At 70.7% G+C, this 26,276-nt stretch carries 21 protein-coding genes and 1 pseudogene; 15 read left to right on the top strand and 7 right to left on the bottom strand.

Translation table 11 applies throughout. From position 1 onward, the window contains the following. Positions 1–112: 112 nt before the first annotated feature. Positions 113–475: a nuclear transport factor 2 family protein gene (locus J2S44_RS00920; RefSeq protein WP_310407934.1), complete on the top strand. Its 363-nt coding sequence runs from the start codon at positions 113–115 to the stop codon at positions 473–475. Between the two features lie 136 nt (positions 476–611). Here J2S44_RS00920 and J2S44_RS00915 read toward each other — a convergent pair whose 3' ends face one another. Further along, entirely contained in the window at positions 612–1,079 is a 468-nt protein-coding gene (locus J2S44_RS00915; RefSeq protein ID WP_310407932.1) for an SMI1/KNR4 family protein, read from the bottom strand. A gap of 141 nt (positions 1,080–1,220) precedes the next feature. On the opposite strand from J2S44_RS00915, the gene J2S44_RS00910 reads away from it, so the two are divergent. Beyond that, complete coding sequence (locus J2S44_RS00910) at positions 1,221–2,168, top strand: NAD-dependent epimerase/dehydratase family protein (RefSeq protein WP_310407929.1); 948 nt, start codon at positions 1,221–1,223, stop codon at positions 2,166–2,168. Between the two features lie 86 nt (positions 2,169–2,254). Beyond that, on the top strand, positions 2,255–2,779 hold the full coding sequence (locus J2S44_RS00905; protein ID WP_310407926.1) for a DUF1990 domain-containing protein: 525 nt from the start codon (positions 2,255–2,257) through the stop codon (positions 2,777–2,779). Between the two features lie 51 nt (positions 2,780–2,830). Here the strand turns inward: J2S44_RS00905 and J2S44_RS00900 are convergent, their stop codons facing one another. Then, complete coding sequence (locus J2S44_RS00900; protein ID WP_310407924.1) at positions 2,831–5,149, bottom strand: beta-L-arabinofuranosidase domain-containing protein; 2,319 nt, start codon at positions 5,147–5,149, stop codon at positions 2,831–2,833. Positions 5,150–6,321: 1,172 nt separating this feature from the next. Between J2S44_RS00900 and J2S44_RS00895 the strand changes: the two genes are divergently transcribed. Next, on the top strand, positions 6,322–8,124 hold the full coding sequence (locus J2S44_RS00895; protein ID WP_310407921.1) for an ATP-binding protein: 1,803 nt from the start codon (positions 6,322–6,324) through the stop codon (positions 8,122–8,124). A gap of 76 nt (positions 8,125–8,200) precedes the next feature. On the opposite strand, the gene J2S44_RS00890 is transcribed toward J2S44_RS00895, so the two are convergent. Next, on the bottom strand, positions 8,201–8,665 hold the full coding sequence (locus tag J2S44_RS00890) for an SRPBCC domain-containing protein (RefSeq protein WP_310407919.1): 465 nt from the start codon (positions 8,663–8,665) through the stop codon (positions 8,201–8,203). Positions 8,666–8,909: 244 nt separating this feature from the next. Between J2S44_RS00890 and J2S44_RS00885 the strand changes: the two are divergent. Then, positions 8,910–9,090 (top strand): annotated as a pseudogene (locus tag J2S44_RS00885) (transposase); the annotation flags it as partial. A gap of 84 nt (positions 9,091–9,174) precedes the next feature. After that, on the top strand, positions 9,175–9,807 hold the full coding sequence (locus J2S44_RS00880; protein ID WP_310407917.1) for a hypothetical protein: 633 nt from the start codon (positions 9,175–9,177) through the stop codon (positions 9,805–9,807). Between the two features lie 345 nt (positions 9,808–10,152). Here the strand turns inward: J2S44_RS00880 and J2S44_RS00875 are convergent, their stop codons facing one another. Continuing rightward, positions 10,153–11,058, bottom strand: coding sequence for an MmyB family transcriptional regulator (locus tag J2S44_RS00875; protein ID WP_310407916.1), 906 nt, complete (start codon positions 11,056–11,058; stop codon positions 10,153–10,155). 217 nt (positions 11,059–11,275) lie between these two features. Between J2S44_RS00875 and J2S44_RS00870 the strand changes: the two genes are divergently transcribed. After that, positions 11,276–12,049, top strand: a complete 774-nt coding sequence (locus J2S44_RS00870; RefSeq protein ID WP_310407913.1) for an SDR family oxidoreductase — start codon at positions 11,276–11,278, stop codon at positions 12,047–12,049. A 43-nt stretch (positions 12,050–12,092) separates the two neighbouring features. Further along, positions 12,093–13,373, top strand: a complete 1,281-nt coding sequence (locus J2S44_RS00865; protein WP_310407910.1) for an IS256 family transposase — start codon at positions 12,093–12,095, stop codon at positions 13,371–13,373. A 231-nt stretch (positions 13,374–13,604) separates the two neighbouring features. On the opposite strand, the gene J2S44_RS00860 is transcribed toward J2S44_RS00865, so the two are convergent. After that, complete coding sequence (locus tag J2S44_RS00860; protein WP_310407908.1) at positions 13,605–14,087, bottom strand: MarR family winged helix-turn-helix transcriptional regulator; 483 nt, start codon at positions 14,085–14,087, stop codon at positions 13,605–13,607. 86 nt (positions 14,088–14,173) lie between these two features. Here J2S44_RS00860 and J2S44_RS00855 point away from each other — a divergent pair, with 86 nt between their 5' ends. Together J2S44_RS00855 and J2S44_RS00850 are read left to right on the top strand one after the other, a co-directional pair. Continuing rightward, positions 14,174–15,739 (top strand): amidohydrolase family protein, encoded by a 1,566-nt coding sequence (locus tag J2S44_RS00855; RefSeq protein ID WP_310407906.1) that lies wholly within the window; start codon positions 14,174–14,176, stop codon positions 15,737–15,739. Positions 15,740–16,080: 341 nt separating this feature from the next. Next, positions 16,081–16,869, top strand: coding sequence for a PHP domain-containing protein (locus J2S44_RS00850; protein ID WP_310407904.1), 789 nt, complete (start codon positions 16,081–16,083; stop codon positions 16,867–16,869). Between the two features lie 163 nt (positions 16,870–17,032). Here the strand turns inward: J2S44_RS00850 and J2S44_RS00845 are convergent, their stop codons facing one another. Together J2S44_RS00845 and J2S44_RS00840 are read right to left on the bottom strand one after the other, a co-directional pair. Beyond that, positions 17,033–18,010, bottom strand: a complete 978-nt coding sequence (locus J2S44_RS00845; RefSeq protein ID WP_310407901.1) for a 2-hydroxyacid dehydrogenase — start codon at positions 18,008–18,010, stop codon at positions 17,033–17,035. Further along, entirely contained in the window at positions 18,004–19,275 is a 1,272-nt protein-coding gene (locus J2S44_RS00840) for a glucarate dehydratase family protein (protein ID WP_310407898.1), read from the bottom strand. Before J2S44_RS00840 ends, J2S44_RS00845 begins: the two co-directional genes overlap by 7 nt. An 84-nt stretch (positions 19,276–19,359) precedes the next feature. Between J2S44_RS00840 and J2S44_RS00835 the strand changes: the two genes are divergently transcribed. The 5 genes from J2S44_RS00835 (at position 19,360) to J2S44_RS00815 (ending at position 26,272) form a co-directional block, all read left to right on the top strand. Continuing rightward, positions 19,360–20,154 carry an IclR family transcriptional regulator gene (locus J2S44_RS00835; protein ID WP_310407896.1) on the top strand — a complete coding sequence of 265 codons (795 nt, stop codon included), beginning with the start codon at positions 19,360–19,362 and terminating at the stop codon, positions 20,152–20,154. Positions 20,155–20,214: 60 nt separating this feature from the next. Further along, complete coding sequence (locus J2S44_RS00830; protein ID WP_310407895.1) at positions 20,215–22,644, top strand: carbohydrate binding domain-containing protein; 2,430 nt, start codon at positions 20,215–20,217, stop codon at positions 22,642–22,644. Positions 22,645–22,759: 115 nt separating this feature from the next. After that, the gene (locus J2S44_RS00825) at positions 22,760–25,549 is read left to right on the top strand and encodes an AAA family ATPase (RefSeq protein WP_310407894.1); all 2,790 of its coding nucleotides are present in this window, start codon (positions 22,760–22,762) and stop codon (positions 25,547–25,549) included. Positions 25,550–25,559: 10 nt separating this feature from the next. Then, the gene (locus J2S44_RS00820) at positions 25,560–26,117 is read left to right on the top strand and encodes a P-loop NTPase family protein (RefSeq protein ID WP_310407892.1); all 558 of its coding nucleotides are present in this window, start codon (positions 25,560–25,562) and stop codon (positions 26,115–26,117) included. Continuing rightward, positions 26,117–26,272, top strand: coding sequence for a hypothetical protein (locus J2S44_RS00815; protein ID WP_310407890.1), 156 nt, complete (start codon positions 26,117–26,119; stop codon positions 26,270–26,272). The genes J2S44_RS00820 and J2S44_RS00815 overlap by 1 nt, the downstream gene beginning before the upstream one ends. The last annotated feature ends 4 nt before the right edge of the window (positions 26,273–26,276 follow it).

Here is a 26,276-nt window from a genome sequence, read left to right as displayed (position 1 = left end):
GTGGCTTCTTGCGCGAATCTGTCGATGAGTGATCATTTTTTGCCGGAGTCGGCGTCGAGCGGTTCGCCCGATCAGGATTTCGCGCGGAACCTGGGTAGGGCATGATTCAGTCATGACCGTCGACGTGTACGACCTGCAGCGTGCTTTCGATGAGGCCGAGTTGCGTGGTGACGCGGAGTCGCTGGACGGGATGTTGGCCGATGACTTCCGGTCGATCGGGGAGCAGGGCTTCGTGCTCGACAAGGCGCAGTGGCTCGGCAAGTTCGCCGAGTTCGCGTACACGAGCCTGGAGAGCGGCGACGTGGAGGTCAGCTTCTACGGTCACGCGGCGATCGTGCGGTGCGTCCAGCGCAGTCGCTCGATCTGGCGCGGGCAGGAGATGGCGTTGACCGTCCGCGTCGGCCAGACCTGGGTGGAACTGCCCGGCGGCTGGCGGCTCGCGGGCATCCAGTTCAGTTCGCTCGGCGACGCCTGACCGTGGTCGCGGGTGCGCGGGCTCCAGCCGTCGGGCGGGTAGCGGAAGCGCACGTAGTCGTCGAGGACCGGTTCCGCCGGCGGCCGGCCGGCCCGGATCGACGCGACTCCCGGGACCCGGAGCGCGCCGTGCTCCGTCATGTCAGGCTCTCGTCCCGGACGAGTGTCTCGAAGTCCGGCGCGACCGGCCGGTGGTCATCGGGGTCCCATCCGAGGCTGCCGGCGTGCGACCACACGACCGGCTGCCGTCCGTCGTTGTGGCCGGCGCGCGCGTCCAGCAGGTAGAGGCCACCGCCGCCGTCGAACGCGAGCGGTACCGCGGCCGGCATGTAGTCGGCGATCTCGTAGCCGCGGGCGATGTCGGCCATCTCGTGGCCGCACCAGCCGAACTCGGTGTGCCGGTCAGCCGCGGTGCGCGAGCACCAGATCACTCCGGCGCTCAGCATCTCGGTGAGCAGTGGTGGCAGGACGAACGGCTCGGTGAACCCCAGCCCGCTGCCGAGTTCCGCTCGTGCCCGCGCGACGCCGGCCGCGTCGTACGCGGCCGTGTCGGTCCGGACGGACGTGAAGCGCGCCCGCCACCAGGGATCCGGGTCGACGCCCATCCGCTCACCGTATCCGTCGTGGCCGTGTGCGTCGCCGCGGCCCGCCGGCGGAGGAGCCGCCGGCCGGCCGGTTGACGAAGCGGAACCTTGTTCCGTATGGTTACGGAACAAGGTTCCACTTCTTGCGGGAGGCGTCGCGTCATGACTGTTCTGGTCACCGGAGGGCTGGGTTTCATCGGGTCGCACACCGTGCAGGCGCTGCTCGACCTGGGAGAGGAGTGCGTGCTGGTGCAGCGCCGGACCGCCGCGCCCGCGTTCAACGGCGGCACGGTCACGGTGGAGCAGGCCGACATCCGGGATCTGGCGTCGCTGCGCGCCGTCGGCGAACGGCACCGGATCACCGGCATCGTGCACCTCGCCGGCTCGATGCCGTGGCCGCCGAGCGCGGACGAGCCGGTCGAGGACGCGCGCCGGGCGCTCGGCGGCCTCTTCAACATCATGCAGGTCGCGCAGGAGTGGGGCGTGCGGCGCGTCGGCGTCGCCAGCACCATCGGCGTCTACGTGTCGAGCGGCCTGACCGAGGGTGCGCTGACCGAGGACATGCTGCTGTCGCTGGGCGCCGCGCACCCGATCCCGACGTTCAAGAAGATCGGTGAGCTGCTCGGCGGCTACCTCGGGGCCGCCACCGGCGTCGAGGTCGTCAACTACCGCATCTCCGGCACGTGGGGGCCGCGCGGGCACAGCGACCCGTTCTTCGCCGCGCCCGCGCTGGTGCACGCGGCCGCTCGGGGTGTCGCGCCGGACTTCTCCGGCCTGATGGCCGCGCCGCACGCGGAGGACGCGCTCGACCTCTGCTACGTCAAGGACACCGGGCGCGCGATCGCGCTGCTCCAACTCGCGGACGAGCTACGCCACGCCACCTACAACGTCGCCTCCGGGCGGGCCACGTCCAACGCCGAGGTCATCGCGGCCATCCGGGACGCCGTGCCGGACGCGGCGGTCGACCTGCCGAGCGCCGCGGTCGCCGCGCCCCGGGCCTGGCTCGACATCACCCGCCTGCGCGACGACACCGGCTTCACGCCGGAGTACGACACCACCCGCGCGGCCGCCGACTACATCGCCTGGCTGCGCGCCGGCAACGAAGCCTGACCCAAGGCTCAACACCCGCCGCCGGTACGGGTCCGCGCCCCGGACGGGCCCGCCCGGCTGGGTTACCGTGCCCTATGCGGCGCGCGATGATTCCCCGGCTGGCGACGGCCCCGCTGACGTACCGGGAGGCCGGTGCCACCCGGGACGAGCCGATGCCCGGCGGCTACCACCTGGTGTCCCGGGACGTCAGCGTGGGCAGCGGCCCGGCCGCCTTCGCGCGGGCGGCCACCTCGGTGCTGACCTGGCGCATGCACGAGGCCGCCGGACTGACCGTGGTCCACTCGGACGGCCCGGCCGCGCCCGGGGTCGTCGTCGTGCTGCGGGTGGGCTGGGGCCCGGCGGGCGTCCTGATCCCGTGCCGGGTCGTCTACACCGTCGACGAGGCCGGCCGTCGTGGGTTCGGCTACGGCACGCTGCCCGGTCACCCGGAGAGCGGCGAGGAGGCGTTCGTCGTCGTGCTGACCGAGACCGGCGACGTGCGGCTCCGGATCCGCGCGTTCAGCCGTCCCGGGACGCTGTTGACGAGGGCCGCCGGCCCGGTCAACCGCCTGGCCCAGCGGTACGCGACGGACCGTTACGTCGCCGCCGTCCGCCGTCTCGCCCGCGCGTAGACCCGGGGAGGTGCCGGTGTCCTGGCGCGCCAGGACACCGGCACCTCGCGGTCACCCGGCGACCAGCCGCCAGCGGTTGTCCGCGCTGCCGTTGTCGGGACGCTGGACCGCCTGCGTGCCCCAGGTCGAGGAACCGCCGAGGACGCCGAGCAGTTTGCCGCTGTGCGCGTTGCGGATGCGTACCGTGCCGTCGCCGTTGTCGATCAGGGTCCAGCGGTGATCGGCGGTGCCGGTGTCGGACCACTGGAGCACGGGGGCGTCGTCCGCGGTGGACATGTTCTCCACGCCGAGCACCTTGCCGCTGTTGACGTTGCGGAACCGGACGTGGGTGCCGTCGGCGACGCGTTCCCACCGGTGGTCGGCGGTGCCGGTGTCACCCCAGACGACCGCGAGCCCACCGTCGGCCGTGGACATGTCCCGGACGCCGAGGACCAGCCCGGAAACGGCGTTGACCAGCTTGTACGTGGTCGTGGCCGCGGTGTTCCAGTAGACGGTGTAGTTGAAGCCGTGCGCGTCGTGGAACGGCCCGAGGGTGACCGGCTGCCCGTTCGCGGTCGCGGTGAACGCGAGACCGCCGGTGCCGGTCCGGGTGATCGACGCGACGGTCAGCGCGGGCAGCGCGTTCAGCGTGGTGTTGCCGTAATTGCCGCAGAGCACGGCCGGCCCGTACGTGACGGCCTGCACCGCCGGGTTGTCGTTGGCCGCCTTCATGATCACGCGCATCGGCAGGCGTACCGTGACCGTGTCCCCGGCCGCCCACGTGCGGGTCACGGTGGCGTAGCTGCCGGGCGTGACCGCGACGTTCTGCACGGTGCCGTTGACGGCGATCGTCGCGCCGGACGTCCACGCCGGGATCCGCACGCGCAGGCTCCAGGAGCCGCTCATCGTGCCGGACAGCGTCAGTGTGCTGGTGTCGCTGACCGGGTACGTGGTGGTCTGGGTGACCGTGATGCCGCGCTGGGTCCAGGTGAGCACGGACGGCACGAACAGGTTCACGGTCAGCGTGGTGCCGTTGTAGAAGTAGATCGAGTCCATCAGCTTGGTGTTGGTCTCCAGCCCGGTGCCCTGGCAGCACCAGAAGCTGTCGTAGTCGGTGCTCCACGTCCCGCCGCCCCAGGCCGGCCCGACACCGCGCCGCCCACCGGGGCGCAACGGCGTGAAGTAGGTGACGTGCCCGTTGGCGCTGGCCGGGTTCTGCGCCCCGATCAGGTGGTTGAGCAGCGCGGACTCGTAGTAGTCGAAGTACGCGGCCCGGTTCGGGTCGAGCAGCCACAGCTCACGCGTCAGATCCAGCATGTTGTACGTGTTGCACTGCTCGCAGGTGTCGTTCGTCAGGTAACCCGCGATCGCGTTCGGCGGCCGGAAGTGCTCGGCCTGGCTGTTGCCACCGATCACGTACGTGTGCGCGCCGACCGTGATGTTCCAGGCGTTGGCGGCGATGTCGCGGTACCGGGTGGCCCCGGTGGCCTTGAACTCGCGCGCCGCGCCGATCCACTTCGGCACCTGCGTGTTCGCGTGCAACCCGTTGAGCTGGTCCTGCCCGGCCGCGAGCGGGTTGAACACGGCCTGGTGGTCGAAGCGCTGCGCGACCGTGAGCCAGCGCTGGTCGCCGGTCTGCTGGTACAGGTCGGCCAGCACCGCGTTCATCCCACCGAACTCGGTGCCGAGCATGGCCTGCATCTGACCGGCGCTCAGCCGCGCGGTGCGGGTGTCGACCCAGGCGGCGAGCGCGAGCAGCACGGTACGGGCCTGGTCGGTGCCGATGTAGCGCCACACGTCCAGCAGGCCGGCCATCGTCTTGTGGATGCAGTAGTACGGGACGTTGCCGTTGGTCAGCGTACGGTTCTCGACCGCCGTGATGTCCGACTCCGGGAACCCGGACAGGTAGCCGGCGGTGAACCCGGCCGCCGCGTTGTTCGCCTGACACTTCGCCAGCTCGGCGACCAGATGGTTCGCCTTGTCCCGGCAGGTGGTGTCGCCGAGCACCGCCCACGCCTGCGCCCAGGCCGTGAGGAAGTGACCCTGCATGTGCGACCGGAACGGGAAGGTGGGCGCGTCCCAGCCGCCGTTCGCCGCCGCGCCGCCGGTGGAGAGCCGGTGGTTGGCGCGGAAGACGTAGAGCAGCCGATCGGTGTTGACCGCGCGCAGGTAGTTCAGCGTCCGGTTCTGGTTGTCCAGGAACCGGCCGGCGGTCAGCCGGACCTGGCCGAGCGGGAACGGGTACGCGCCCACCCCGAGGTCCGGCCGGACCGGCGGAATCTCGGCGGCGGACGCGGGCGCGGCCCCGGCCAGGCCCGCGGTGGCCGAGGCGATCGTGCCGGCACCGGCCAGCTGCAGGACATGGCGGCGACGCAGTGGTGCGGATGTCATGGGACGCTCCGATGCGGGGACATTATCGCAATTGTTGGACAGCCTTATTCACCGCCGCACCCACATCCGGTGTTAGCGCTCACATGCGACGCGACGGCCCGACTCCTGCACGATTGACATTCAGAGTTGGCTATATTGCCACAGTGTTACGCGGAGTGCAAGAGCTTGCCGCCTGGCGCGAGTTAAGCCTGATCAGCGCGTGATCAACTGGATCGTGCGACGTGGTGGCGCCTTGTGGGGGACATGATCAGTGCATTTCTCCGATCTATATTATGGTGTGAAATCGAGGCGTGATGGCGTTGGATAATCGTGCTGTTACGAAATGTCTCAGGTCCTATGGAGTGTCGGTTCGCAGGCTGCTTTTTGTGGGTTGGCGACATTCGCGGGAAGCTGTATCGCCGCGTCGCCAGCTGGGTGACATCAGTCGCCTGGCCGTGGTGGCCGACTTGGACGTCGGTTCGGAACGGCTGCCGATCGGTTCGCTCCCGGTCGGTGATCAGGGTGGTGGCGCGCCGCCGCTAACCGGCAGCAAACGGGGCCGGGTAATCCTGGGACCGTCATCGGGCGGCTCGGCCGCGCCGATCGGCGCGGCCGCCGGCGTTGAGGTCCCGCTCGGTGACTGCGGTGGCAGTGGTCACCGCGGCCGGGACCAAGGTGGGTGACCCGACGCTGCGCGGGACGCCCGAGCGCTCCTGGTCGGTCGCCCATGACCGCATCCCGTCGGACCCGTGCGGCGCCCGCGGAAAATCGCACGTCGTGGCCATTGCCGAGCCGGTGCTGCTGAATCGACTACGGTTTCGACCCTCTGAAAGGGCGGCTCGATGATCATCGGCGGTGCCGGTGCGCCGTCACCATCGGTGGCGTCATGTCGGAATCCGTGGAACGGGTCGTGATCCTTATGAAAGACCTGTCCGAGTGACCCTCGTTGGGGTTAATCATCACTCGTCCGTGGGTCGTCCGTACACGATCGGTTTCGAAGTGTTGAGGGGGGCATTCGTCGAAGCTATCATGGGATGCTCCGCCGGATTAGGCGGACGACGGGGTCGCAGCGTACACGTTCCTTCCTCGTCGAAAATTCTTTATGGACGGGTCGCCTCCCCTTCCCGTCCGCCGTCGAAAGGACGGAAACAGTGGTTTCTGTGTCCGACAGGGGTGTCGGTAAGACCCTCGACATGACCGTCGAAAACACCGGATTCATGGTCGATCGACTCGGCCAGGACTGCGCACCGCTGCAGTTCCTGCGTGAATTGACCCAAAACTCCATCGAGGCCGTGAAAGCCACCCCGGAAGGCATCGGAGAGATCGTTTGGGACGTCGACTGGCTGACTCACTCCATCCAGGGCATCTATAAGCTGTGTATCACCGACAACGGCATCGGGATGACCGGGCAGGAGATGGCCCGCTACATCAATGCTCTGTCGTCCTCCGTACACCAGCAGGCCCACGACGGCAACTTCGGCGTCGGCGCGAAGATCGCCGCCGCGACCCGCAATCACGAGGGTCTGATCTACGTTTCCTGGCAAAACGGCGTCGGCGAGCGGATCCGGTTGTGGCGTGATCCGGACACGAACAACTATGGCCTCGCCTCGGCCGTCGTCAACGGTAAGAACAGGTACTGGAGCAAGGTCAGCGATCAGGTCAAGCCCTCTCTGATCAAGACCCGAGGCACACAGGTCACCCTGTTGGGTAACCATGCCGACGAGAACACGATGGCCGCGCCCGAGAACGTGAAGTCCGCGTCCCGATGGATCTCCTACTACCTCAATACTCGGTACTTTCGCTTCCCGGCCGGCATCACGGTCAAGGCCCGCGAAGGGTGGGAGCGCCCCCGCGAGGACACCAAGAGCAATGTGCTGCGGGTCATCCACGGTCAGGAGCATTATCTGAACCGACATGCCGAGTCCAGTGGCGCCGTGGATCTGACGACCGCGACCGCTCACTGGTGGATTCTGCGCGATGAGAAGGCGCTCAACTCCAACTCGGGAAGCAATGCCTCCAGCGGCCACGTTGCCGCCCTCTACCGGGACGAGCTCTACGAGATGGTCACCGGGCGCGCGGGTACCGCCCGGCTGCAGCACTTCGGCGTCATCTTCGGCACCAATCGTGTGGTGATCTATGTCGAGCCGCATCACAGTGACACCGGCCGGATCACCTCCAATACCGCCCGGACCCAGCTGCTGCTCAACAACGAGCCGCTGCCTTGGTCCGACTGGATGGCCGACTTCCGGGCCGGGCTGCCGGTGGAGATCCGGGAGTTGATGGAGGCGGTATCGGCCGGTTCAGGCAGCTCCAATCACCAGAAGAGCATCAAGGAACGGCTGAGGGAGATCCGTGACCTGTTTCGTCTCTCCCGATATCGCCCCCACCTGAACGGGGCGGCGAACGTCTCCACGGACAATGTCACGCCGGGTGGCGCCCGGGAACAGAGCGGAACCTCGAATGCCGGCAGAGGCCGCGGCGGCGGTAGCGGTGGCCGTGGCAGCCGAGGTGGCGACGTTTACGCCTTGTTCCTGGTCGACGAGGACGGTACCCCCGCCGACCAGGTCGGAGGCGACGCTGATCCGGAGGTTATCTGGATCGGTAGGCAGGAGGGCACCCGAGAATCGGGTCTGCTCGAGGACAGGGCTGCCCAGTACCTGCAGGAGCAGAACCTGCTCCAGATCAACAGTGACTTCCGCGGTTTCACTGACATGATCGAGCGGTGGTGCGCTGAGTACGCGGACACGCCAGGCGCTCGGAGCCAGATCACCGAGGTGGTACAAGAATGGTTCGAGCAAGCGCTGGTAGAGACGATTCTGGGTGTCCTGTCACTGTGTGACAGCCCGGAGTGGACGCCGGACGAGCTGGCCCGCTGCTGGTCCCCGGAGTCGTTGACCGCGGCCGTCATGCAGCGCTATCACGTCGACCTGGCCATCAAGCGATCGCTGGGTTCCAAGCTCGGCAGCACCCGGGACAAGCGGCAGGCGGCAGCCTGAGCCCGGTCCCCGTGACCGGCGGCGTTCGTACAACGGCCGGAGTGCCGGTCCGGATCGGCCGCGGGACCGGCGCCGGTCAGGTCGTGGGGCCGGTTACGTACCGGGCGAGGTTGTCGAGGGCCATCCGGGTGCCGGTCTCGTTGTCCTCCGGCGAGACGGCGTCCGGGATGCCCTCGTGCAGGATCGTCACCTCGGTGCCGCCGGCGGTCGCGGTCAGCGTGGTGGTCATCGTCATCACGCCCCGCATCGCCGGGTCCGAGGTCTCGAACTCCATGGTCTCGACGACCTGCTCGTCCGGGACGAGCCGCAGAAAACGCCCGTGGTACGTGTCGGTCCGCGCGGTGGACTTGCCGGTCCCACCGGGCACCTCGTAGGTGAGCGACACCCGGAACCGGCCGCCCTCGCGCGCCTCGAACTCGTGCACCTGCCCGCGCATGCCCACCGGCACCCGCCACGCCGCGATCGCGTCCGCGTCCGTCAGTGCCCGGTAGACCACCGCCGGTGCCGCGTCGACGTGCCCGGAAATCCGCGTCGAGTACATGCCGGTCAGCTTAGAACTCCCGACGCGACTGCCGTCGAGCACGCATCACCGAGACCCTTGAGCGGGCACTGCGGACGCATCTTCCGGCCATCGAGTGATGGAGCTCTCGGTGCCGAGCCCAGCCCGGCGCCGTCTACGAGAGACTCTCCCCATCGGCTGCACCGACATCCCGGTCATCAAGCTCACGTGCTAGGCGGGGTCTAATGGATCATCACCTTCGGTGGCGATCCATCGTTGTCGTTGTGTGGCTGGTGATCTCACGGACGAGGATTGGCGGAAGCTCGCGCCGCTGTCACCGGATACCGATCCGCAGCGTGGTGGGCGGTGGCGTGATCACCGTCAGGTGATCACCGGGATCCTGTGGCGGACGGAGAACGGCGCGGATACCGTACCGTTTCGGGCCCTGGGAAACCTGCTACAGCCGGTTCGATTCCGCACACCATTCCGGAGCGCAAGAACCGCATCGCTGACCGTGCACGGCGCGGCAGGCCCGGACAAAGGAGTCGCCGGTGAGAAGCTCACTGTGGCGTTCTTGCGCGGAACGCTTCCTCAAGCCACAGCTCGGAGATGACTGGCGCACCTCGAAGACGCTTCTGTACCACCAGCCGAATGACTGGTTCATCTGCGCGCTGTGGCCGCGGCAACCGAAGACGGCAACCTGGTTTCAAGTGGTACGCCTGGTGCAATTTCTACCCATTCCAGCCTCCAAGCCCGGAGGCATCGATTCCATGCCGCTTTCCCACCGCGGCGATTACCCGACGGCGCCGACCACCATCAGCGAGGCGGGCCCCGTCATGGAACGCGTGCTGGCGGACATCAGGGACGAGGCGCTGCCGCACTTCAGGAAGAGGGGCAACGTCAGCGGATACTTCGACATTGTCGAACCAAGAAGCAGACGCGCTCCCGACAACATGTACCGACAGGAGGAGTTGCTCTACCTCACACTCCTTCAAGGTGATCTCCAAAAAGCGCAGCGAATCGAATCATACGCATCCGTCCGCGCCCGCGAGATCGGCGAGCCATTCGCGATCGAGATCGCGGAAAGGATTGACCACGTCATGGGTTTGACGAGAATCGGCCTCCCCGACGCGCTTGACCAATTACGAACACAGGCGAGCGAAACTCTGGCCGCAATTACATAGGAGCCGGCCGCGATCAACCTTCGGAGCCCGTCCGCGTCGCCCTCAGTCAGCGCTCCAGTCAAGACGGCGGCGGCGTACCGGTTCCCGGATTGCGCGACCGGCCACAGCCCGTCGGTGTGGCCAGATTGTCCTAGGTTTTCGATCGCGTCGTCGTGGCCGAGGGCGGTGAGATGGCAGATCTGACGTTCCAGCTCATGGCCGGCTCCGGGTTCCGGACTGTTGCCGGGTGCCACCGGTAGAAGGCGGCTGTCGGTGTCGGGTTCGGTGCCCATGCGCGTTGTCGCGAGTGTTGGCTGACGCCGCCTGCCGCGGCGATCGCTTCAGCGCTGTTTGCGTGGCGGCCGGCTACGTTCGGGAGGATTCCATTCCTGCTTGGGTTGCGTCGGTTCCCCAGCTGGCCAGCAGGCGCAGACCGGCTGCCGAGGGCGATTGTGGTGCGGCGTGGTAGGTCAGCAGCGTCTGGTCGGGGTCGCCGGTGACGAAGGTGTCGATGTGCAGGTCGAGTTCCCCGACGAGGGGGTGACGTAGGCGCTGGCGGCCGTGGCACTTGCCTCTGACGTCGTGGGTGGCCCACAGTTGCCGGAACTCTTCGCTCTTGACGGACAGTTCACCGACGAGGGCGGCCAGCAGGGGGTCGTTCGGGTGGGCGCCGGCGTCCATGCGCAGTTGGCTGACGGTGTCTACGGCCTTCTTGTGCCAGTCGATGAACAGGTCACGGTAGTCGGGCTGCAGGAAGAGGATCCGCGCCCAGTTGCGTTCCTGCTCCGGCAGGTGTGACCTGTCACCGAACAGCGCCGCGGCCATCCGGTTCCAGGCCAGGATGTCCGAGCGCCGGCCCGTGACCATCGCGGGGATGCCGTCCATGGCGTCCAGCAGGGTGCGTACCGTGCCGCGTACCTGCTGTCGGCGGGCCGCCGGCCGCCGGTCTTTCGGCTTGGCGAGGTGGGTGAGGTGGGCGTGTTCGGCGTCGTCGAGGCGCAGTGCGCGGGCGATGGCGTCGAGGACCTCGGCGGAGACGTTGCGCCCGTCACCCTGTTCCAGGCGGGTGTAGTAGGCCACCGATACCCCGGCCAGCTGCGCCAGTTCCTCGCGGCGCAGCCCGGGTACCCGGCGGTGCCGCCCGAAATCCGGCAGCCCGACGTCCTGCGGCTGTAGCCGGGCCCGCCGGGAACGCAGGAACTCGCTGAGCTCGGCGCGCGGGCTCGAAGCGGCCGTGCCGGGGGCGGGCACCGGTTCGGGGCGTGCGTCCATCACCCGAGTATCCCCGGACGTGGGCAGCTCAGCCTGATCCTGCCAGTAGTAGGACCAGCAGACGTACGCAAGTCCGTGGCCTGGGTGAATGCCGTGGCGCCCGGCACGCTGGAACTCGCCGGACCGAAGGCGGCCGCGATCGAGGTCCTCTGCCGCCCGGCCCGCCCCGTCGGTGGTTCAGCCGGCAGATCGATTCCACGCATCTTGGAGTTCTCTCATGTCACGACTGGCAGGCAAGCGCGCTCTCATCACCGGTGGCACCAGCGGTATCGGGTTGGAGACCGCCAAGCAGTTCCTGGCCGAGGGTGCGCAGGTGATCGTCACCGGGGTCACCCCGGCGAACATCGACAAGGCCCGCGTCGAACTCGGCGACCAGGCCCTGGTGCTGCATGCCGACGCGGCCGACATGGCCGCGCAGCGCGACCTCGCCCGCACGGTGCGGGACCGGTTCGGGGACCTGGACATCGCGTTCCTCAACGCCGGGGTGTCTGACTGGCGGCCGATGGAAGCGCACGACGAGGCCAGCTTCGACCGGCTGTTCGACGTCAACGTCAAGAGTGTCTTCTTCCTGATGCAGGCCCTGATCCCGGTGTTGAACAACCCGGCCTCGGTGGTGCTGAACTCCAGTGCCAGCGCCCACACCGCGGCCGCCGCCGCCAACGCCTACGCCGCGACCAAGGGCGCGGTGTCCGCGCTGATGCGCTCCTGGAACGCCGACTTGCTCAAGTCGCACGGTGTCCGGGTCAACGCGATCAGCCCCGGCCCGATCGCCACTCCCTTCTACGACAACATTCCCGCCGACCACTACCGGAGCGTCATGGAGAGCATCCGTGCCGGCATCCCCCTCGGACGCCTGGGCGAGGCCGAGGAGGTCGCCAAGGCCGTCGTGTACCTGGCCTCCGACGAGTCCCGCTTCACCGTCGGCGCCGACCTGCTCGTCGACGGGGGACTGTGCCACGAGGGGTGTTTCCGGCCCGACACGCCGGGCTGAAGTCCTGGCGGGATGGGCACCGTGAGTGATGACATCGAACGTTGTGAGTCCACGGAAGAAGATCGAGGGTGACGGGCGGCAGCTGTCGCCGGAGCAGGCCGCTGCGGCGGCGATGGTGGCCGAGGCGAAGGCGCGCGGGCTGGAACTGACCGGTCCGAACGGCTTGTTGAAGCTGTTCACCAAGAATGTCCTCGAGACCGCGTTGAACGAGGAGATGACTGAACACCTCGGTCATGCGAAGAACCAGGCATCGCCGGAGCGTGAGTCGACAAATGTGCGCAACGGCAGCCGCGGCAAGACGGTGATCTCGGATGCGGCCGGTGAGGTGCGTATCGACGTGCCGCGAGATCGGGAAGGGACGTTCGAGCCGCAGATCGTGAAGAAACGGCAACGGCGCCTGACCGAGGTCGACGAGATCGTGTTGTCGTTGTATGCGAAGGGAATGACGACCGGGGAGATCTCCGCGCATTTTGCGGAGATCTACGGTGCGTCGGTGTCGAAAGAGACGATCTCGCGGATCACCGATAAAGTCGTGGCGGAGATGACGGAATGGTCGACCCGGCCACTCGATGCCGTTTACGTGGCCGTGTTCATCGACGCCATCGTCGTCAAGGTCCGTGACGGCCAGGTCGCCAACCGGCCGGTCTACGCGGCCATCGGGGTCACCGTGGACGGCCACAAAGACGTCCTGGGGTTGTGGTCCGGCTCCGGTGGCGAGGGCGCCAAGTTCTGGATGAGTGTCCTGGTGGATCTGAAGAACCGTGGCGTGCGGGATGTGTTCTTCGTCGTCTGCGACGGGCTGAAAGGGCTGCCGGACACCGTCGAGGCGGTGTGGCCGCAAGCGATCGTCCAGACCTGCATCATTCATCTGATCCGGAACACTTTTCGTCTGACCTCCCGGGCGGATGCCGACGCGATCAAACGCGACATCAAACCGATTTACACGGCGGTCAACGCCGACGCCGCGCTCGCCGCTCTGGACGACCTCGAGGAGAAATGGGGGAGTAAATACCGGGCGATGATCCGGTTGTGGCGTAACGCGTGGGATGAGTTCATCCCGTTCCTCGATTACGACGTCGAGATCAGGAAGGTGATCTGTTCGACGAACGCGATCGAATCATTGAACGCCCGCTACCGTCGTGCTGTTCGCGCACGCGGGCATTTCCCCAGCGAGCAGGCCGCGTTGAAATGCCTGTATCTTGTGACCCGCAGCCTGGACCCGACCGGGGCCGGCCGCGCACGATGGACGATCCGCTGGAAGCCCGTGCTGAACGCCTTCGCCATCACCTTCGGTGACCGCTGGCCGGCCGCCGAAACCTACTGACCGAAGAGCCGGAAACACCGATCTTGGTACGGACCCGTCGACGGCGGAGTAACCATCTTCTGACCACGCCTGGCAGATCACCGAAGAGGCGCAACCGGCGGCCTTGATGCGGCGTTCGGGGCGTCGACATCGGGTGCGGCGGCTATGGCCCGGTCGGTTTCGGCTCTGATCGTGGTGACCAGGTTGTTGTAGAGGTAACGCTCGGTCAGTTCGGCGTGCGTCGCGGGCCTTTCAGGTGGACGTCTGCCCGGTCTCGGTCAACATCGGGTCGGTGAGCAGGCCGTCGAGGACGGTGGTGGCGATGGCGGCGAACTGGTCCAGCTCCTCGGCGGTGAGCCGGTCGACGAACAGGCGGCGTACCTGCTCGGCATGACCGGGGATCGCCTGCTTCAGGGCGGACCGGCCCCGGTCGGTGATCACCGCCTCCATGCCCCGCGAACCGCAGCGCTCCCGGGTGACCAGTCCCCGGCTGTTCATCCGGGTGAGCTGGTGGTGCAGGCGGCTCTTCTCCCAGCCCGCCACCCGGCACAGCTCGTACGGACGCATCCGGCCGCCGGGCGCCTCGGACAGCAGCGCGAGAACCGTGTAGTCGGCGTTCGACAGTCCGCTGTCGGCCTGCAACTGCTGCTCGATGCGGTTACGCAACATCTCCAGCATCTGGAACGACACCCGCCACGCCGCGAGCTCGCGGTTCGTCAATCCCTGCAGAGCCATGTGATCCACCATACCTCAGTTGACACGTCACCTCGCCGGCGTAGCATCGAGGTGACACATCAACTCGCTTGGTGAGGAGCACGGTCATGGCCGGCGACAACACATTCCGTACAGGACGACGGGCAGTACTCAAGGCGGCGACGGCCGGCACCGCGATAGGGGCCGGGCTGCTCGCCGCGGCGCCCGCCCGGGCCGCGGACCGCGACGCGGCACCCGGCGGCACGGGACGCCCCGGCCGGCGCTACGTCATCCGCCGCGGCATCGTGATGTCGATGGATCCGAAGGTGGGCAACTTCGAGACCGCCGACGTACTGGTGGAGGGCAAGAAGATCGTGGCGGTCGGGCCGGCCGTCCGGGCCGACGGCGCCGACGTCATCGACGCCCGAGGCCGCATCGTCATGCCCGGCTTCGTCGACACCCACCATCATCAGTTCGAGACAGCACTACGGTCGTTCCTGTCGAATGGGCTGCTGACCGACGACGGCTCCGGTTCCCCCAGCGCGAACCCGTCGTACACCGATCACGTCCTGCAGCGCTTCGCCCGGGTCTACCGGCCCCAGGACGTCTACATCAACTCCCTGTTCGCGGGCCTGTCCCAATTGGACGCGGGAGTCACCTCCGTGCTCGACGTGTCTCAGATCCACCACTCGCCCGAGCACAGCGACGCCGCCGTCCAGGCGCTGATCGACGCCGGCCGGCGCGCGGCCTTCGGCTACTTCGAAGGGGACGGCCGGCCGTCCGCCCGCTACCCGCAGGATGCCCGCCGCCTGCGTAACCAATGGTTCTCCTCCGACAACCAGCTGGTCACCATGGTCATGGGCGGCGAGGTCTACCTCAGCGAGGAGATGTACACCCAGTCCTGGCGAATCGCCCGCGAACTGGGCCTGCCGATCGCCGCCCACGCCGTCTCCGGCGCCGGCATGCGCCCCATCCTCGACGACATCGCCCGCGGCACCGGCGGCACCGGCAATGACATCGGCTTCGGCCCGGACGTCCTGCTCATCCACATGACCGGCATGTCCGACCTGGCCTGGCGCCGGGCCCGCGACGCCGGGGTCCGGGTTTCCGTCGCCGTTCCCATCGAGATGACCATGCGCCACGGTACGCCGCCACTGCTCACGTTGCAGGAGATGGGCATGGAGCCCTCCCTGAGCTCCGACGTCGAGACCACCATGGCCGCCGACGCGTTCACCCTCATGCGTTCCGCGCTGACCATGCAACGCATGCTCGTCAACCAGAGAGTCCTCGACCAGGGCGACTACACGCCACCCACCCACTGGCCCACCCCGGCCCCCGGCACACCACCGCTGCTGAACGTCCGCGACGTCTTGCGCTTCGCCACCCTCAACGGCGCCCGCGACCTGCACCTCGAGCACCGCACCGGATCGCTCACCCCCGGCAAGGAGGCCGACATCATCTTGCTGGACACCACCGCCCTGAACGTCACCCCGCTCAACAGCGCGCCCGGCGCCGTCGTGTCACTCATGGACCGTACGAATGTCGAGACCGTCATCGTCGCCGGCAAGGTCCGCAAGTGGCGCGGCACGCTGCTCGACACCGACATCAACCGCCTGCGAACCGAGCTCGAGAAATCGCGCGACCACCTGTTCCGGGCGGCAGGCATCCGCCGGGACCTCTTCGCCTACAGCTGACAGCCCCCTCGGCGGCGCGCAGGATGCCGACGCCTGCCGCGCCACTTGCGCCTTCGAGCGCCAGTTGACCGGCCTTTCCCGAACTGCCACGTCGTAGCCGCTCGCCACCTACGGCAAGCGTAGGTCGAGTCGGGTGCGGTTTCCGGTCGCTCCGAGAGGTGAAGCATCGGCCGCGCCGCCGCGCCGCCGCGCCGCCGCGCCGCCGCGCCGCCGCGCCGCCGCGCCGCCGCGCCGCCGCGCCGCCGCGCCGCCGCGCCGCCGCGCCGCCGCGCCGCCGCGCCGCCGCACCGCCGGGCTGCCGCGCGGTCCGGGGCCGGGAAAAGTCGATTAGGCTTGGGCCGGTGAGCCTGCCCGCGGACAGTCATGTGCACAGCGAGTTCTCCTGGGACGCGGCGCGGCGTGGGGGTGCGTCGATGGAGCGCACCTGTGCGCGGGCGGTGGAGATCGGGCTGCCGGCGCTGGCGTTCACCGAGCATCTGGACTACACGGCCTGGCTGGACTACACCGCGCCGCCGCTGGACGTGGACGGCTACCTGGAGTCCGTCGAGCGGTGCCGGGACATGTTCCCGGGGCTGCGGATCCTGACCGGCCTGGAGATCGGGGAGCCGCACTGGCATCCGGAGCGGGTCGCGACGCTGCTGGCCGGTGGGCGGTTCGAGCGGGTCCTCGGCTCGCTGCACTCGCTGCGGGTGCCGGCCGGCGTCGCGGAGGCCAACTCGGTCTACCTGCTCCGGCCGGCCGCGGAGGTGGTGCGCGACTACCTGACCGAGCTGCCGAACGTGATCGCGGGCTCGGACGTGTTCGAGGCGCTGACCCACATCGACTACCCGGCCCGGCACTGGCCGGCCGACGAGGGGCCGTTCGACCCGTACGCGTTCGAGGAGGAGTTCCGGGTCGCGCTGCGCGCGCTGGCCGGGAGCGGCCGCGCCCTGGAGATCAACACCCGGCTGCCGCTGGACCCGGTCGTGGTCCGCTGGTGGCACCAGGAGGGCGGCGACTCGGTCACGTTCGGCAGCGACGCCCACCAGCCGGACGCGCTGGCCCGCGGTTTCGCGGACGCGGCCGCGATGGCGGAGGCACACGGTTTCCGGCCCGGCCCGCGCCCGTACGACCGGTGGTCCCGGGCCTGATCCTCGGGCGGCCGGCACGCGCGGCCGGGGGCCGTAGGTGAACCAGCGGCCCGGCCGGTCCCGGCACCGGCCCAACCCGTGGCGTCGGCCGCATGGACGCCGCTACGGGTGGGCCGGCGCCGCCCGCAGCGGCCGGGAGTCGACGTGTCCGCGACGTACGTCGTCATCTGACCAGGTTGCGCAGCGGCCGGCCGGCGGCGAGGTCGTCGACGGCGGCGGCGATGTCGCGGGCGCGGCCGCGGAACGTGTCGTCGGTGTGGCCGGCCGCGTGCGGGGTGAGCAGCACGTTCGGCAGGGCGGCGAAGTCGTGCGAGGCCGGCGGTGTGCCCTCGCGCGGGTGGCCCCACCACACGTCCAGCGCGGCGCCGGCGATGGTGCCGGCGGCGAGCGCGGCGTACGTGTCGGCCTCGTCGAGCACCGGGCCGCGGGCCACGTTGATCAGCAGGGCGCCGGGGCGCATGTGCCGGTAGCGGGCGGCGCCGAGCAGGCCGCGGGTGGCGTCGGACAGCGGCACGGTGACCACCACGACGTCGGACGCGGCGAGCAGTTCGTCGAGGTCGTCGATGCCGCCGATCCAGTCGAGCGGGACGCCCGGCGGTGGGGGAGCGGACGGCCGGGCCCGGACCGCGCGGACCCGGGCGCCGAGCGCGGTGAACAGCCGGGCGGTCTCGGTGCCGGTCTCGCCGAGACCGATCAGCCCGACGGTACGGCCGGGGAGCGTCAGCCCGGGCTCGACGGCCGGGTCGGTGAGCACGGACCGCCACTCGCCGGCCCGGAACGCGGACTCGGCGCGCGGCACCCGCCGGGCCAGCATGATCGTGGCGGCCAGGACGTACTCGGCGATGGACCGGCCGTGGTGGAACGTGTTCGCCACCCGCACGTCCGGGCCGAGAACGTCGAGGGGGATCCGGTCGTAGCCGGCGCCGGTCACGTGCACCAGCCGCAGCCGGGTCGCGTGCCGGGCGAGCGCGGCGGGCAGCGCGGCCGCGACGATGACGTCCGCGTCGCGTACCGCCGCGATCTGCTCGTCCGGCGTGCGGCCGGAGACGAACGTCCAGTGGTGGGTGCCGGCCGCGGTGAGCACGTCGCGGTAGCGGTCCATGATCCGGTCGGTCTGCACGATTCGCAGCGGGGTCACCATCGCGGCGACACCGCGGTGTAGGACGGGTCGATCGACCGCATGTAGCCGGTGTCGTCCCGGCTGCGCAGGCCGCAGGACAGGTACTGCTCGTGCAGCCGGCCGAGCGCATCGCGGTCCAGTTCGACGCCGAGGCCGGGTCCGGTCGGCACCGCGACCGCGCCGTCGGTGAACGCCAGCACGCCCGGCTTGATCACGTCCTCGTCCGCGCGTTTCCACGGCCAGTGCGTGTCGCAGGCGTAGTCCAGGTTCGGCGTGGCGGCCGCGAGGTGCGTCATCGCGGCCAGGCTGATGCCGAGGTGCGAGTTCGAGTGCATGGACAGGCCCAGGCCGAAGGTACGGCAGAGCCCGCCGAGCAGCTGGGAGCGGCGCAGCCCACCCCAGAAGTGATGGTCGGAGAGGATCACCGCGACCGACCCGGCGCGTACGGCCGGTGGCACGTCGTCGAACGCGACCACGCACATGTTCGTCGCCAGCGGCATCGGCACCCGGCGGGCGACCTCGGCCATGCCGTCGATGCCGGGCGTCGGGTCCTCGAGGTACTCCAGCACGCCGGCCAGCGCCTCGCCGACCATGACGGACGTCGGTACGGTCCAGGCCGCGTTCGGGTCGAGTCGCAGCGGCAGGCCGGGGAACTCCGCGCGGAGCGCCCGGATCGCGGCGATCTCCTCCGCCGGCGGGAAGACGCCGCCCTTGAGCTTGAGCGCGCCGAACCCGTACCCGTCGATGAGGCGGTGTGCCTGGCGCACGATGCCGTCCGGGTCGAGTGCGGCTCCCCAGTCGTCGTCCGGCTGCCCGGGGTGCCCGGCCCACTTGTAGAACAGGTATCCGCTGTATGCCACGCGGTCGCGGACCGCGCCGCCGAGCAGGTCGACGACGGGCCGGCCGACGGTCCGGCCCTGGATGTCGAGCAGCGCGACCTCGAACGGCGACAGCACCCGGTCGGCGGTGCTGGAGCCGGTCACCATGCCGCTCATGCCGTGCCCGCCGGTGCCGGTGTCCGTCGCGAGCGCGCGGGTGACGCGGGCGGCGGCCTCGTTCACGTCGAAGACGCCGGTGCCGATCAGGGCGTCACCGGCCGCGTGCAGCCGGGCGAGGTGGGCCTCGTCGCCGTAGGTCTCGCCGAGCCCGAGCAGGCCGTCCGCGGTCTCCACCTCGACGATCGCGCGCAGCGCGAACGGCTCGTGGACGCCGACCGTGTTGAGCAGCGGCAGGTCGTGGAAGGCCACGGGGGTGATCGTGATGCGGGTGATCTGGTCCTCAGCCATGTTCAGCATGGTGGCATACGTCTACATGCTCGAACAAGAAGCTCAACTTGTCTACATACGTAGACACTGCTATCATCCGGAGTCGTGACGGAGCCTCTCGACGATGCCGCCGGTGTGCGGGAAGTGAAATCGGCCGCTCGGACGGTCGAGCTGCTCGAACTGCTCGCCGCGCGGCGCAACCGCCCGGCCCGGCTGCGCGAGCTCTCCGAGGCGCTCGGCGTGCCGCGCAGCAGCCTGCACGCGCTGCTGCGCACGCTGGTCAAGTACGGCTGGGTGCGCGTCGACTCGTCCGGCAGCCTCTACGGCATCGGCATCCGGGCACTGCTGGCCGGCACCAGCTACCTCGACACCGACCCGTTCCTGCCGCTGGTCCTGCCGTTCCTGGAGGAGCTGCGGGAGAAGGTCGACGAGACGTTCCACTTCGGGCGGCTCGACGGCGCGGACGTGGTCTACCTGGCCACCCGCGAGTCCAGTCAGTACCTGCGGCCGTACAGCCGGATCGGCCGGCGGCTGCCCGCCTACAGCACCGCGCTGGGCAAGTCGCTGCTGGCCGAGCGGGCCGGCGCGCTGGACGAGCACCTGCCGGAGACGATGGCGCCGCTGACCGAGCACACCATCACCACCCGGCCCGCGCTGGCGGCCGAGCTGGAGCGCACCCGCAAGCGCGGCTACGCGATCGACGAGCAGGAGAACAGCATCGGGCTGCGGTGCTACGCGGTCGCGTTGCCCTACGTGGACCCGCCGGTCGACGCGATCAGCGTCTCCATCCCGCTGGCCCGGCTGTCCACCCGGCGCGAGCTCGAGGTGGTCGACCTGATGCGGCAGATGCGCGACCGGATCCTCCGCGTGGTGAACCCGATGGGCCTGGGTGCCTACTGACTGAACAGCAGTTGAACGTCCAAAGCCGACGGCGGGCCGGGGATCCAGCGCCTGCTATGAATGATCTCCGTGAGATCACTTGTACGTGCGGTTACCGCCGCACTGCTGGCCAGCGGGTTCGTCATGGTGGCGGAGGGGCGGGCCGCGGCCGCGGTCACCCCGGCCGCCCGGCTGCTGGCCAACCCCGGCTTCGAGTCGGGACTGTCGTCCTGGACCACCGACAACGCGGGCGCCACCGCGGTCGTCACCTCCCCGGTGCACGGCGGCACGAGCGCGGTCCGCATCACCGACACCTCCACCGACAGCGGCGTGAGCGTGCGCAGCGCGCACCTGGCCGTGCTCCCCGGCGAGGAGATCACCGCCTCCATCTGGGCGCAGCAGACGGCCGCGGGGGCCGCCGGCTCGCTCTACCTCGAGTTCTGGAACGCGAACGGCAGCCGCACCACGCCGGTCGTGTCCACCGCGGCGTCGGCCGCCTCCTGGCAGCGGCTGACCGCGGTCGCGACCGTGCCGGAGGACGCGGTCACCATGACCGTGCTCGCCTACACCTCCTGGGCCGAGACCGGCACCACGTACTGGGACGACGCGGCGGTCGTCGCGCTGCCGCCGCCGCTGCGCAAGGTGCCGAACGCCGGCTTCGAGGAGCGGCGCAACACCGAGGTCCCGACCCAGTGGACCTCCACCGGACAGAACTGCACCGGCCCGTCCTGCCCGGTCCAGCTGCTGCGCGGCACGGTCGCGCACGGCGGCACCGGCTACGTGCTGATCAACGACACGTCCGGCGCCGAGGCGATCTCGGTGCTCGGTGACGCGGTGCCGGTCAGCGTCGGCGAGACGATCACCGCATCCGCGTGGGCGCACCGGCTCAGCGGTGACGGCGCCCGCATCTACCTGGAGTTCCGCGACGCGACCGGCGCCCGGATCGGGGTGCACGACACGATCGTGCCGGCCGGCTCCGGCTGGCAGAAGGTCAGGGTCACCGGCACCGCACCGGCCGGGACCACCACGCTCACCGTCCGCCTCTACGGCGACCTGGAGGGCGTCGGCCAGACCCGCTGGGACGACGTCGAGCTGCGCTCCAGCGCGGACGTGGCGGACGGCACCACGCTCGCGGCCGGCGCCCCGGTGCTGTTCGTCGGGGACCAGCGCGTCGAGTCGTACGCCGGCGTCGAACGGGTGGTGCACCCGGGCACCAAGGGCGCGAACGACGGCCGGGTGCTGACCGGCACCGGCGCCGGCACCTGGGACGCGAACCCGCGGATGGGCGGCACCGTGCTGCCCGGCATCTTCCCCGGCGAGCCCGCGTTCACCATGTGGTACCAGACCAGCACCGGCACCGGCCGCGCGATCAGCAACGACGGCATCACCTGGAGCCGCGACGGCCGCACCTCGGCCGTCTACACCGGCGGCCCGCAGGGCGTCGTCCGGAATCCGGCCTGGGTGCCCGGTGCCGCCGGGCCGAAGTTCTTCATGCTGGCGAACGAGAACACCACGTACATCGGCAAGCAGTCGAACGACGGGATCGCCTGGACCACCGTTCCCGGCGCCCGCGGCATCCCGGGCTTCGACGTCGCGACGGCCACCTACGACCCGGTGACCCGGCGGTTCGTCGCCATGATCAAGAACCAGCTGACCTCGCCGTTCGGGCCGCGCACGACCTGGGTGTCGTACAGCGCCGACTTCCGGACGTGGACCACGCCGAGCCCGTCGTTCGCGGCCGACCCGGTCGACGACGCGCGCATCCCGGCCGGTGCCGGGCGCCTCGGCACCACGGCGTGGAGCGAGATCTACGGCATGCCGGCGATCCGTTACGGTGACCAGTACCTCGGCGTGCCGTGGATCTTCGACATCGTCTACAGCCCGAACCCGTTCGGCAACCCCGGCACGGACAAGGGCCGCAGCCACCTCGGCGTCGCCGCGTCCCGTGACCTGGTCAACTGGAGCCGGCCGAGCCGCGGCGACCTGGTCGCGCCGGGCCCGCTCGGCAGCTGGGACCACGGCTTCAACCTCTCCAGCAACGGCTTCGTCACGGTCACGGCGCCGGACGGCACCTCGCAGACGCGCCTCTACTACGGCGCGTTCTCCGGCGAGCACATGTGCGACGACGCGGCCAAGCGGGCGGGCCAGTGCACGGTGAACTACGGCCCGTCCAACGTCGGCATGGTGTCCTGGCCGACCGACCGGTTCGCGTCGTTCCACGCGGACGGCACCGGCGTGGTCACCACCCGGCCGCTGACCGCGGCCGGCTCCGGGCTGAGCGTCAACTACCGGCCGGCCGCGGCCGGTGACTCGCTGCGGGTCGAGGTCCTCGACGTCAACGGCAACCCCGTCCCCGGGTACGCCGCGGCCGACTCGATCCCGGTGACCACCGACGCGCTCGCCCCCGGCGTGCGCGTGGCCTGGACCGGCGGCGACACGCTGCCGTCCGGCGCGGTCCGGCTCCGCTTCCACCTCGACGGCGGCGACCTGTACTCCTTCGCCGCCGACTGAGGCACCGCGGCCCGCCCTCCCGCGGGGAGGGCGGGCCGCTGTTTTCGGCCTCACCATCGCAGACGGACAAAACGGCGGTCCGGTGGCGCGCCCGCGTTGCTAGGGTCCGGGCCTGATGAGCCAGCGACTCGACTTCGTCGGCCGGGCGGCCGAGAGCGAGACCCTGCGCCGGGCCTGGCGTGCGGCACGGGACGGCGGTGCCCGGCTGGCCGCGGTGCACGGGCCGGCCGGCATCGGCAAGACCGCACTGGTCCGCGGCGCGCTGACCACGGTGGACGGTGCGCCGCGAGTGGTCCGGGTGAGCGCGGACCGCGCCGGTTTCGTCCAGCCCTGGGCCGTGCTCGGCGCGATCCTGCGCGAGTTCGAGGCCGGCCCGCCGGCCGAGACCGCCGACCCGTACCTGGTGGCGATGACCGTCGCCGGACTGCTCGACCGCACCGGCGGCCTCATCCTGTTCGTCGACGACGCGCACCGCATCGACGCGCCGTCGCTCACCGCGCTGCGCCACGCGGCCGGCCGGGTCGCCCGGCACCCGCTGCTGGTCGTGCTGGCGTACCAGGCCGGCACCGACCCGACCTGGCGGCTGGCCGGCCCGGACGCGGACCCGGACCGGCCGCAGACCTGGGTGGACGAGGCCGACCCCGGCCGGGTCGACGAGATCACGCTCGGCGGGCTCACCGTCGAGGAGCTGATGCACCTCGCGCACGCGCGCGGGAAGCCGCTGCCCACGGCCGCGGCGGTGCGCCTGCACGAGCTCACCGGCGGTCACCCGGTGCACGCCGCCCACCTGATCGACCGGTACGACCCGGCCACGCTCACCGCCGCGATCGGCCCGCTGGACGCGCCGCCGGACGTGGCCCGCGCGGTCGCCGCCGGCCTGGCCGAGCTGCCGCCCGAGGTCCGCGACGTGATCATGACGGCGGCCGTGCTCGGCCGGCGGTTCCGCGCCGCGGACGTGCGCGAACTCCACGGCGCGGACGTCCGGGTCGCGCTCGCGGCCGGGATCGAGGCCGGCCTGCTCGACGAGGAGCCGGGCAGCGCCGGCCGCCGCCTGCGGTTCGTCACCACGCTGGTCCGCGACGCCGCGTACGCCCGGCTGGCCCCGGACCGGCGCGGTGAGCTGCACCGGGCCGCCGCGCGGCTCGACGACCGGGACACGGTGTGGCACCGGGTCGCCGCCAGTGACGGCCCGGACGAGAACCTCGCCGAGGCGGTCACCCGGGTGGCCGGGATCGCGCTGCGCGAGGGCCGCCCGCAGCGCGCCGCGCAGTACCTCACGCAGGCGCTGGAGCTCACCCCGCGGGACAGCCCGCACCGCGCGGCCCGGCTGCTGGAGGCCGTCGAGCTGCTGCTGGTCTCCGGCGAGATCGCCACCGCGGTCCGCTACCTGGACGCGCTGGACGCGCTGCCGCCCAGCCCGTGGCGGGCCTACGTGCGCAGCTACCTGCTGATGATCTCCGGTGACCTGGCCGCGGTCCGCACCGGCTTCCAGGCCGCGCTGGCCGAGATGGACGACGTCCGCGCCGGCCGGCGACCCGGCAGCGCCGCACCGGCCGACCTGGAGGCCCGCGTCTGCGGCCAGATCGCCGTCCTCGGCATCGTGGAGCTGCACCACGACGAGACCGTGTCGTACGCCGACCGGGCGCTCGCGCTGCACCCGCGCGACCCGTCCGTGCTCACGTTCGCCTGGTTCGCCCGCAGCGTCGGCCTGGCCATGACCGGCCGCGGCGCGGCGGCGCTCGCGGCGCTGGCCAGCTCGACCGCGCTGGTCCGCGCGTCCGGCCTGGACGCGCTGGTCGCCCGCGGCATGATCCACCTCTGGACGGACGACCTGGACGCGGCCCGGCGCGACCTGACCGACGCGGTGCAGCGCGCCACCCGCGGCGAGTCGCTGCGGATCGGGCAGGCGCTGGCCTACCTGGCCGAGACCGAGTTCCGGCGCGGCGACCTGGACGCGGCCGTGCACCTGGCGCGGTGGGCCGCGGACGACGCCGAGGCCAACGGCCGGTTCTGGGACTTCGCGCTGGTCCGGGCGGTGCGGGCGTACCCGCACGCGGCCCGCGGCGACTGGGACGTCGCGGAGGAGCTGGTCCGCGCGTCCGGGAACACGGCGGTGACCCGGATCGGCCGCGCCTACTTCGCCGGTGGCCTGGCCGCGCTCGCCCAGGCCCGCGACGACCCGGACGCGCTGCTGACCGCGGCCGACGAGCTCGCCGCGGTGCTCGACGTCGGCGAGCCCGGCACCCACCTGTACGGCCCGCTGCGCGCGGACGCGCTCAGCCGCCTCGGCCGGCTCGACGAGGCCACCGCCGACCTGGCCGCGTTCCGGGCCCGCTACGACCACCTGGGCCGGGTGTCGGCCCGGACGGCCGCGGACCGGGTGGCGGCGCAGATCGCGCTCGCGGCCGGTGACCCGGCACGCGCGCGGGACCTGATCTTCGACGCGCTGCGCGGCGCCGAAGGGGTCGGCCTGCCGATCGAGGCCGGCCGGGTCCGGCTGGTCGCGGCGCGCGTGCTGACCGCGCTCGGCCGCCGCCGCGCCGCGGAGCGCTTCCTCGACCGGGCACTGCGCGCGTTCCGCGCCGCCGGTGCCGGCGCCTACACGGCCCAGGCGGCCGCGCTCGCGGACGCGCTCGGCCTGCCGGTCGGGCGCCCGGCCGGGCACGGGCTCGGCGTGCCCGAGCGGCAGGCGATCCGGCTGCACCTGGACGGCGCGACGCACGCGGCGATCGGCGCCGCCATGCACTACCGGCCGAAGAGCATCGAGAACATGATGCGCGCGATCCGGCACGTCAAACTCGAGATCCAGCCGGTCGAGGACGAGGACGCGGTGCTGGCCGAGGCGATCACCGAGGGGGTGCCGGCCACGGATCGAGGGGATGCGCCCGGCCGGCGTCCCCGATAGACCTGAAGGCATGCGACGTTCCCTGCGTACCGCGGTCTTCCTGGGGAAACGCGGCGCCGGCAAGGGGTCGACGCTGAACCGGCTGTTCGCGCTCGGCATGGACACCGACCCGGTGCGCGAATGCACCACCGGCCCGTCCGCGCACCGGCTGCGGGTCGCCGGCGGCCGCCCGTGGCTGATCGTCGACCTGCCGGCCGCCGATCTCGGTGAGCACGCCTGCCACCGCCGCTGGCTGCCGTACGCCGACGTGGTCGTCTGGATCACCCGGGCGAACACCCGCGCGTACCGGCTGGACCAGCGGTTCTGGCGCGACCACGCCCGGTTCGTGGCCATGGGCACCCGGCTGGTGCTCGCGGTCGGCGCGTTCGACACCCGGCTGCCCGGCCTGCCCGGCACCGCGGACGACCCGCGCGCCGCGGACCTGGTCGGCCGGGCCCTGGCCGACGCCGGCTCCGGCATCATCCCGTTCACCTGGACCACCGTGGACCGCACCCGGGTCGTCCCGTACTCCGTCGAGGCCGGCTGGAATCTCGACCGGCTGCACCGCGAGATCTTCGAGGAGAGCTGATGGACCTGCCCGCCGACCCCGCCCTGTGCCTGGCCCGGGCCCGCCCGCGCCGCCGGCTGCCCGCGCTCCGCACACCCGCCGTCCGCGCCGGCTGCTGCCGGGAACCCGACCTGGTCCTGCTGATCAGCCGCGCCCGCCGGGCCGGGCACCGGTGAGCGA

Origin of the sequence: Catenuloplanes niger, from assembly GCF_031458255.1 — a bacterium.
Taxonomy (GTDB): Bacteria; Actinomycetota; Actinomycetes; order Mycobacteriales; family Micromonosporaceae; genus Catenuloplanes; species Catenuloplanes niger.
Note: the sequence above shows the minus strand (reverse complement) of the source record. Positions and strands in the feature narration are given on the sequence as shown.

What these genes read in the sequence shown, in the direction of transcription:
- J2S44_RS00920 (WP_310407934.1), top strand. Translation starts at nt 113, where the DNA reads ATGACCGTCGACGTGTACGACCTGCAGCGTGCTTTCGATGAGGCCGAG.
- J2S44_RS00915 (WP_310407932.1), bottom strand. Translation starts at nt 1,079, where the DNA reads ATGGGCGTCGACCCGGATCCCTGGTGGCGGGCGCGCTTCACGTCCGTC.
- J2S44_RS00910 (WP_310407929.1), top strand. Translation starts at nt 1,221, where the DNA reads ATGACTGTTCTGGTCACCGGAGGGCTGGGTTTCATCGGGTCGCACACC.
- J2S44_RS00905 (WP_310407926.1), top strand. Translation starts at nt 2,255, where the DNA reads ATGATTCCCCGGCTGGCGACGGCCCCGCTGACGTACCGGGAGGCCGGT.
- J2S44_RS00900 (WP_310407924.1), bottom strand. Translation starts at nt 5,149, where the DNA reads ATGACATCCGCACCACTGCGTCGCCGCCATGTCCTGCAGCTGGCCGGT.
- J2S44_RS00895 (WP_310407921.1), top strand. Translation starts at nt 6,322, where the DNA reads ATGACCGTCGAAAACACCGGATTCATGGTCGATCGACTCGGCCAGGAC.
- J2S44_RS00890 (WP_310407919.1), bottom strand. Translation starts at nt 8,665, where the DNA reads ATGTACTCGACGCGGATTTCCGGGCACGTCGACGCGGCACCGGCGGTG.
- J2S44_RS00875 (WP_310407916.1), bottom strand. Translation starts at nt 11,058, where the DNA reads ATGGACGCACGCCCCGAACCGGTGCCCGCCCCCGGCACGGCCGCTTCG.
- J2S44_RS00870 (WP_310407913.1), top strand. Translation starts at nt 11,276, where the DNA reads ATGTCACGACTGGCAGGCAAGCGCGCTCTCATCACCGGTGGCACCAGC.
- J2S44_RS00860 (WP_310407908.1), bottom strand. Translation starts at nt 14,087, where the DNA reads ATGGCTCTGCAGGGATTGACGAACCGCGAGCTCGCGGCGTGGCGGGTG.
- J2S44_RS00855 (WP_310407906.1), top strand. Translation starts at nt 14,174, where the DNA reads ATGGCCGGCGACAACACATTCCGTACAGGACGACGGGCAGTACTCAAG.
- J2S44_RS00845 (WP_310407901.1), bottom strand. Translation starts at nt 18,010, where the DNA reads ATGGTGACCCCGCTGCGAATCGTGCAGACCGACCGGATCATGGACCGC.
- J2S44_RS00840 (WP_310407898.1), bottom strand. Translation starts at nt 19,275, where the DNA reads ATGGCTGAGGACCAGATCACCCGCATCACGATCACCCCCGTGGCCTTC.
- J2S44_RS00830 (WP_310407895.1), top strand. Translation starts at nt 20,215, where the DNA reads ATGATCTCCGTGAGATCACTTGTACGTGCGGTTACCGCCGCACTGCTG.
- J2S44_RS00825 (WP_310407894.1), top strand. Translation starts at nt 22,760, where the DNA reads ATGAGCCAGCGACTCGACTTCGTCGGCCGGGCGGCCGAGAGCGAGACC.
- J2S44_RS00820 (WP_310407892.1), top strand. Translation starts at nt 25,560, where the DNA reads ATGCGACGTTCCCTGCGTACCGCGGTCTTCCTGGGGAAACGCGGCGCC.
- J2S44_RS00815 (WP_310407890.1), top strand. Translation starts at nt 26,117, where the DNA reads ATGGACCTGCCCGCCGACCCCGCCCTGTGCCTGGCCCGGGCCCGCCCG.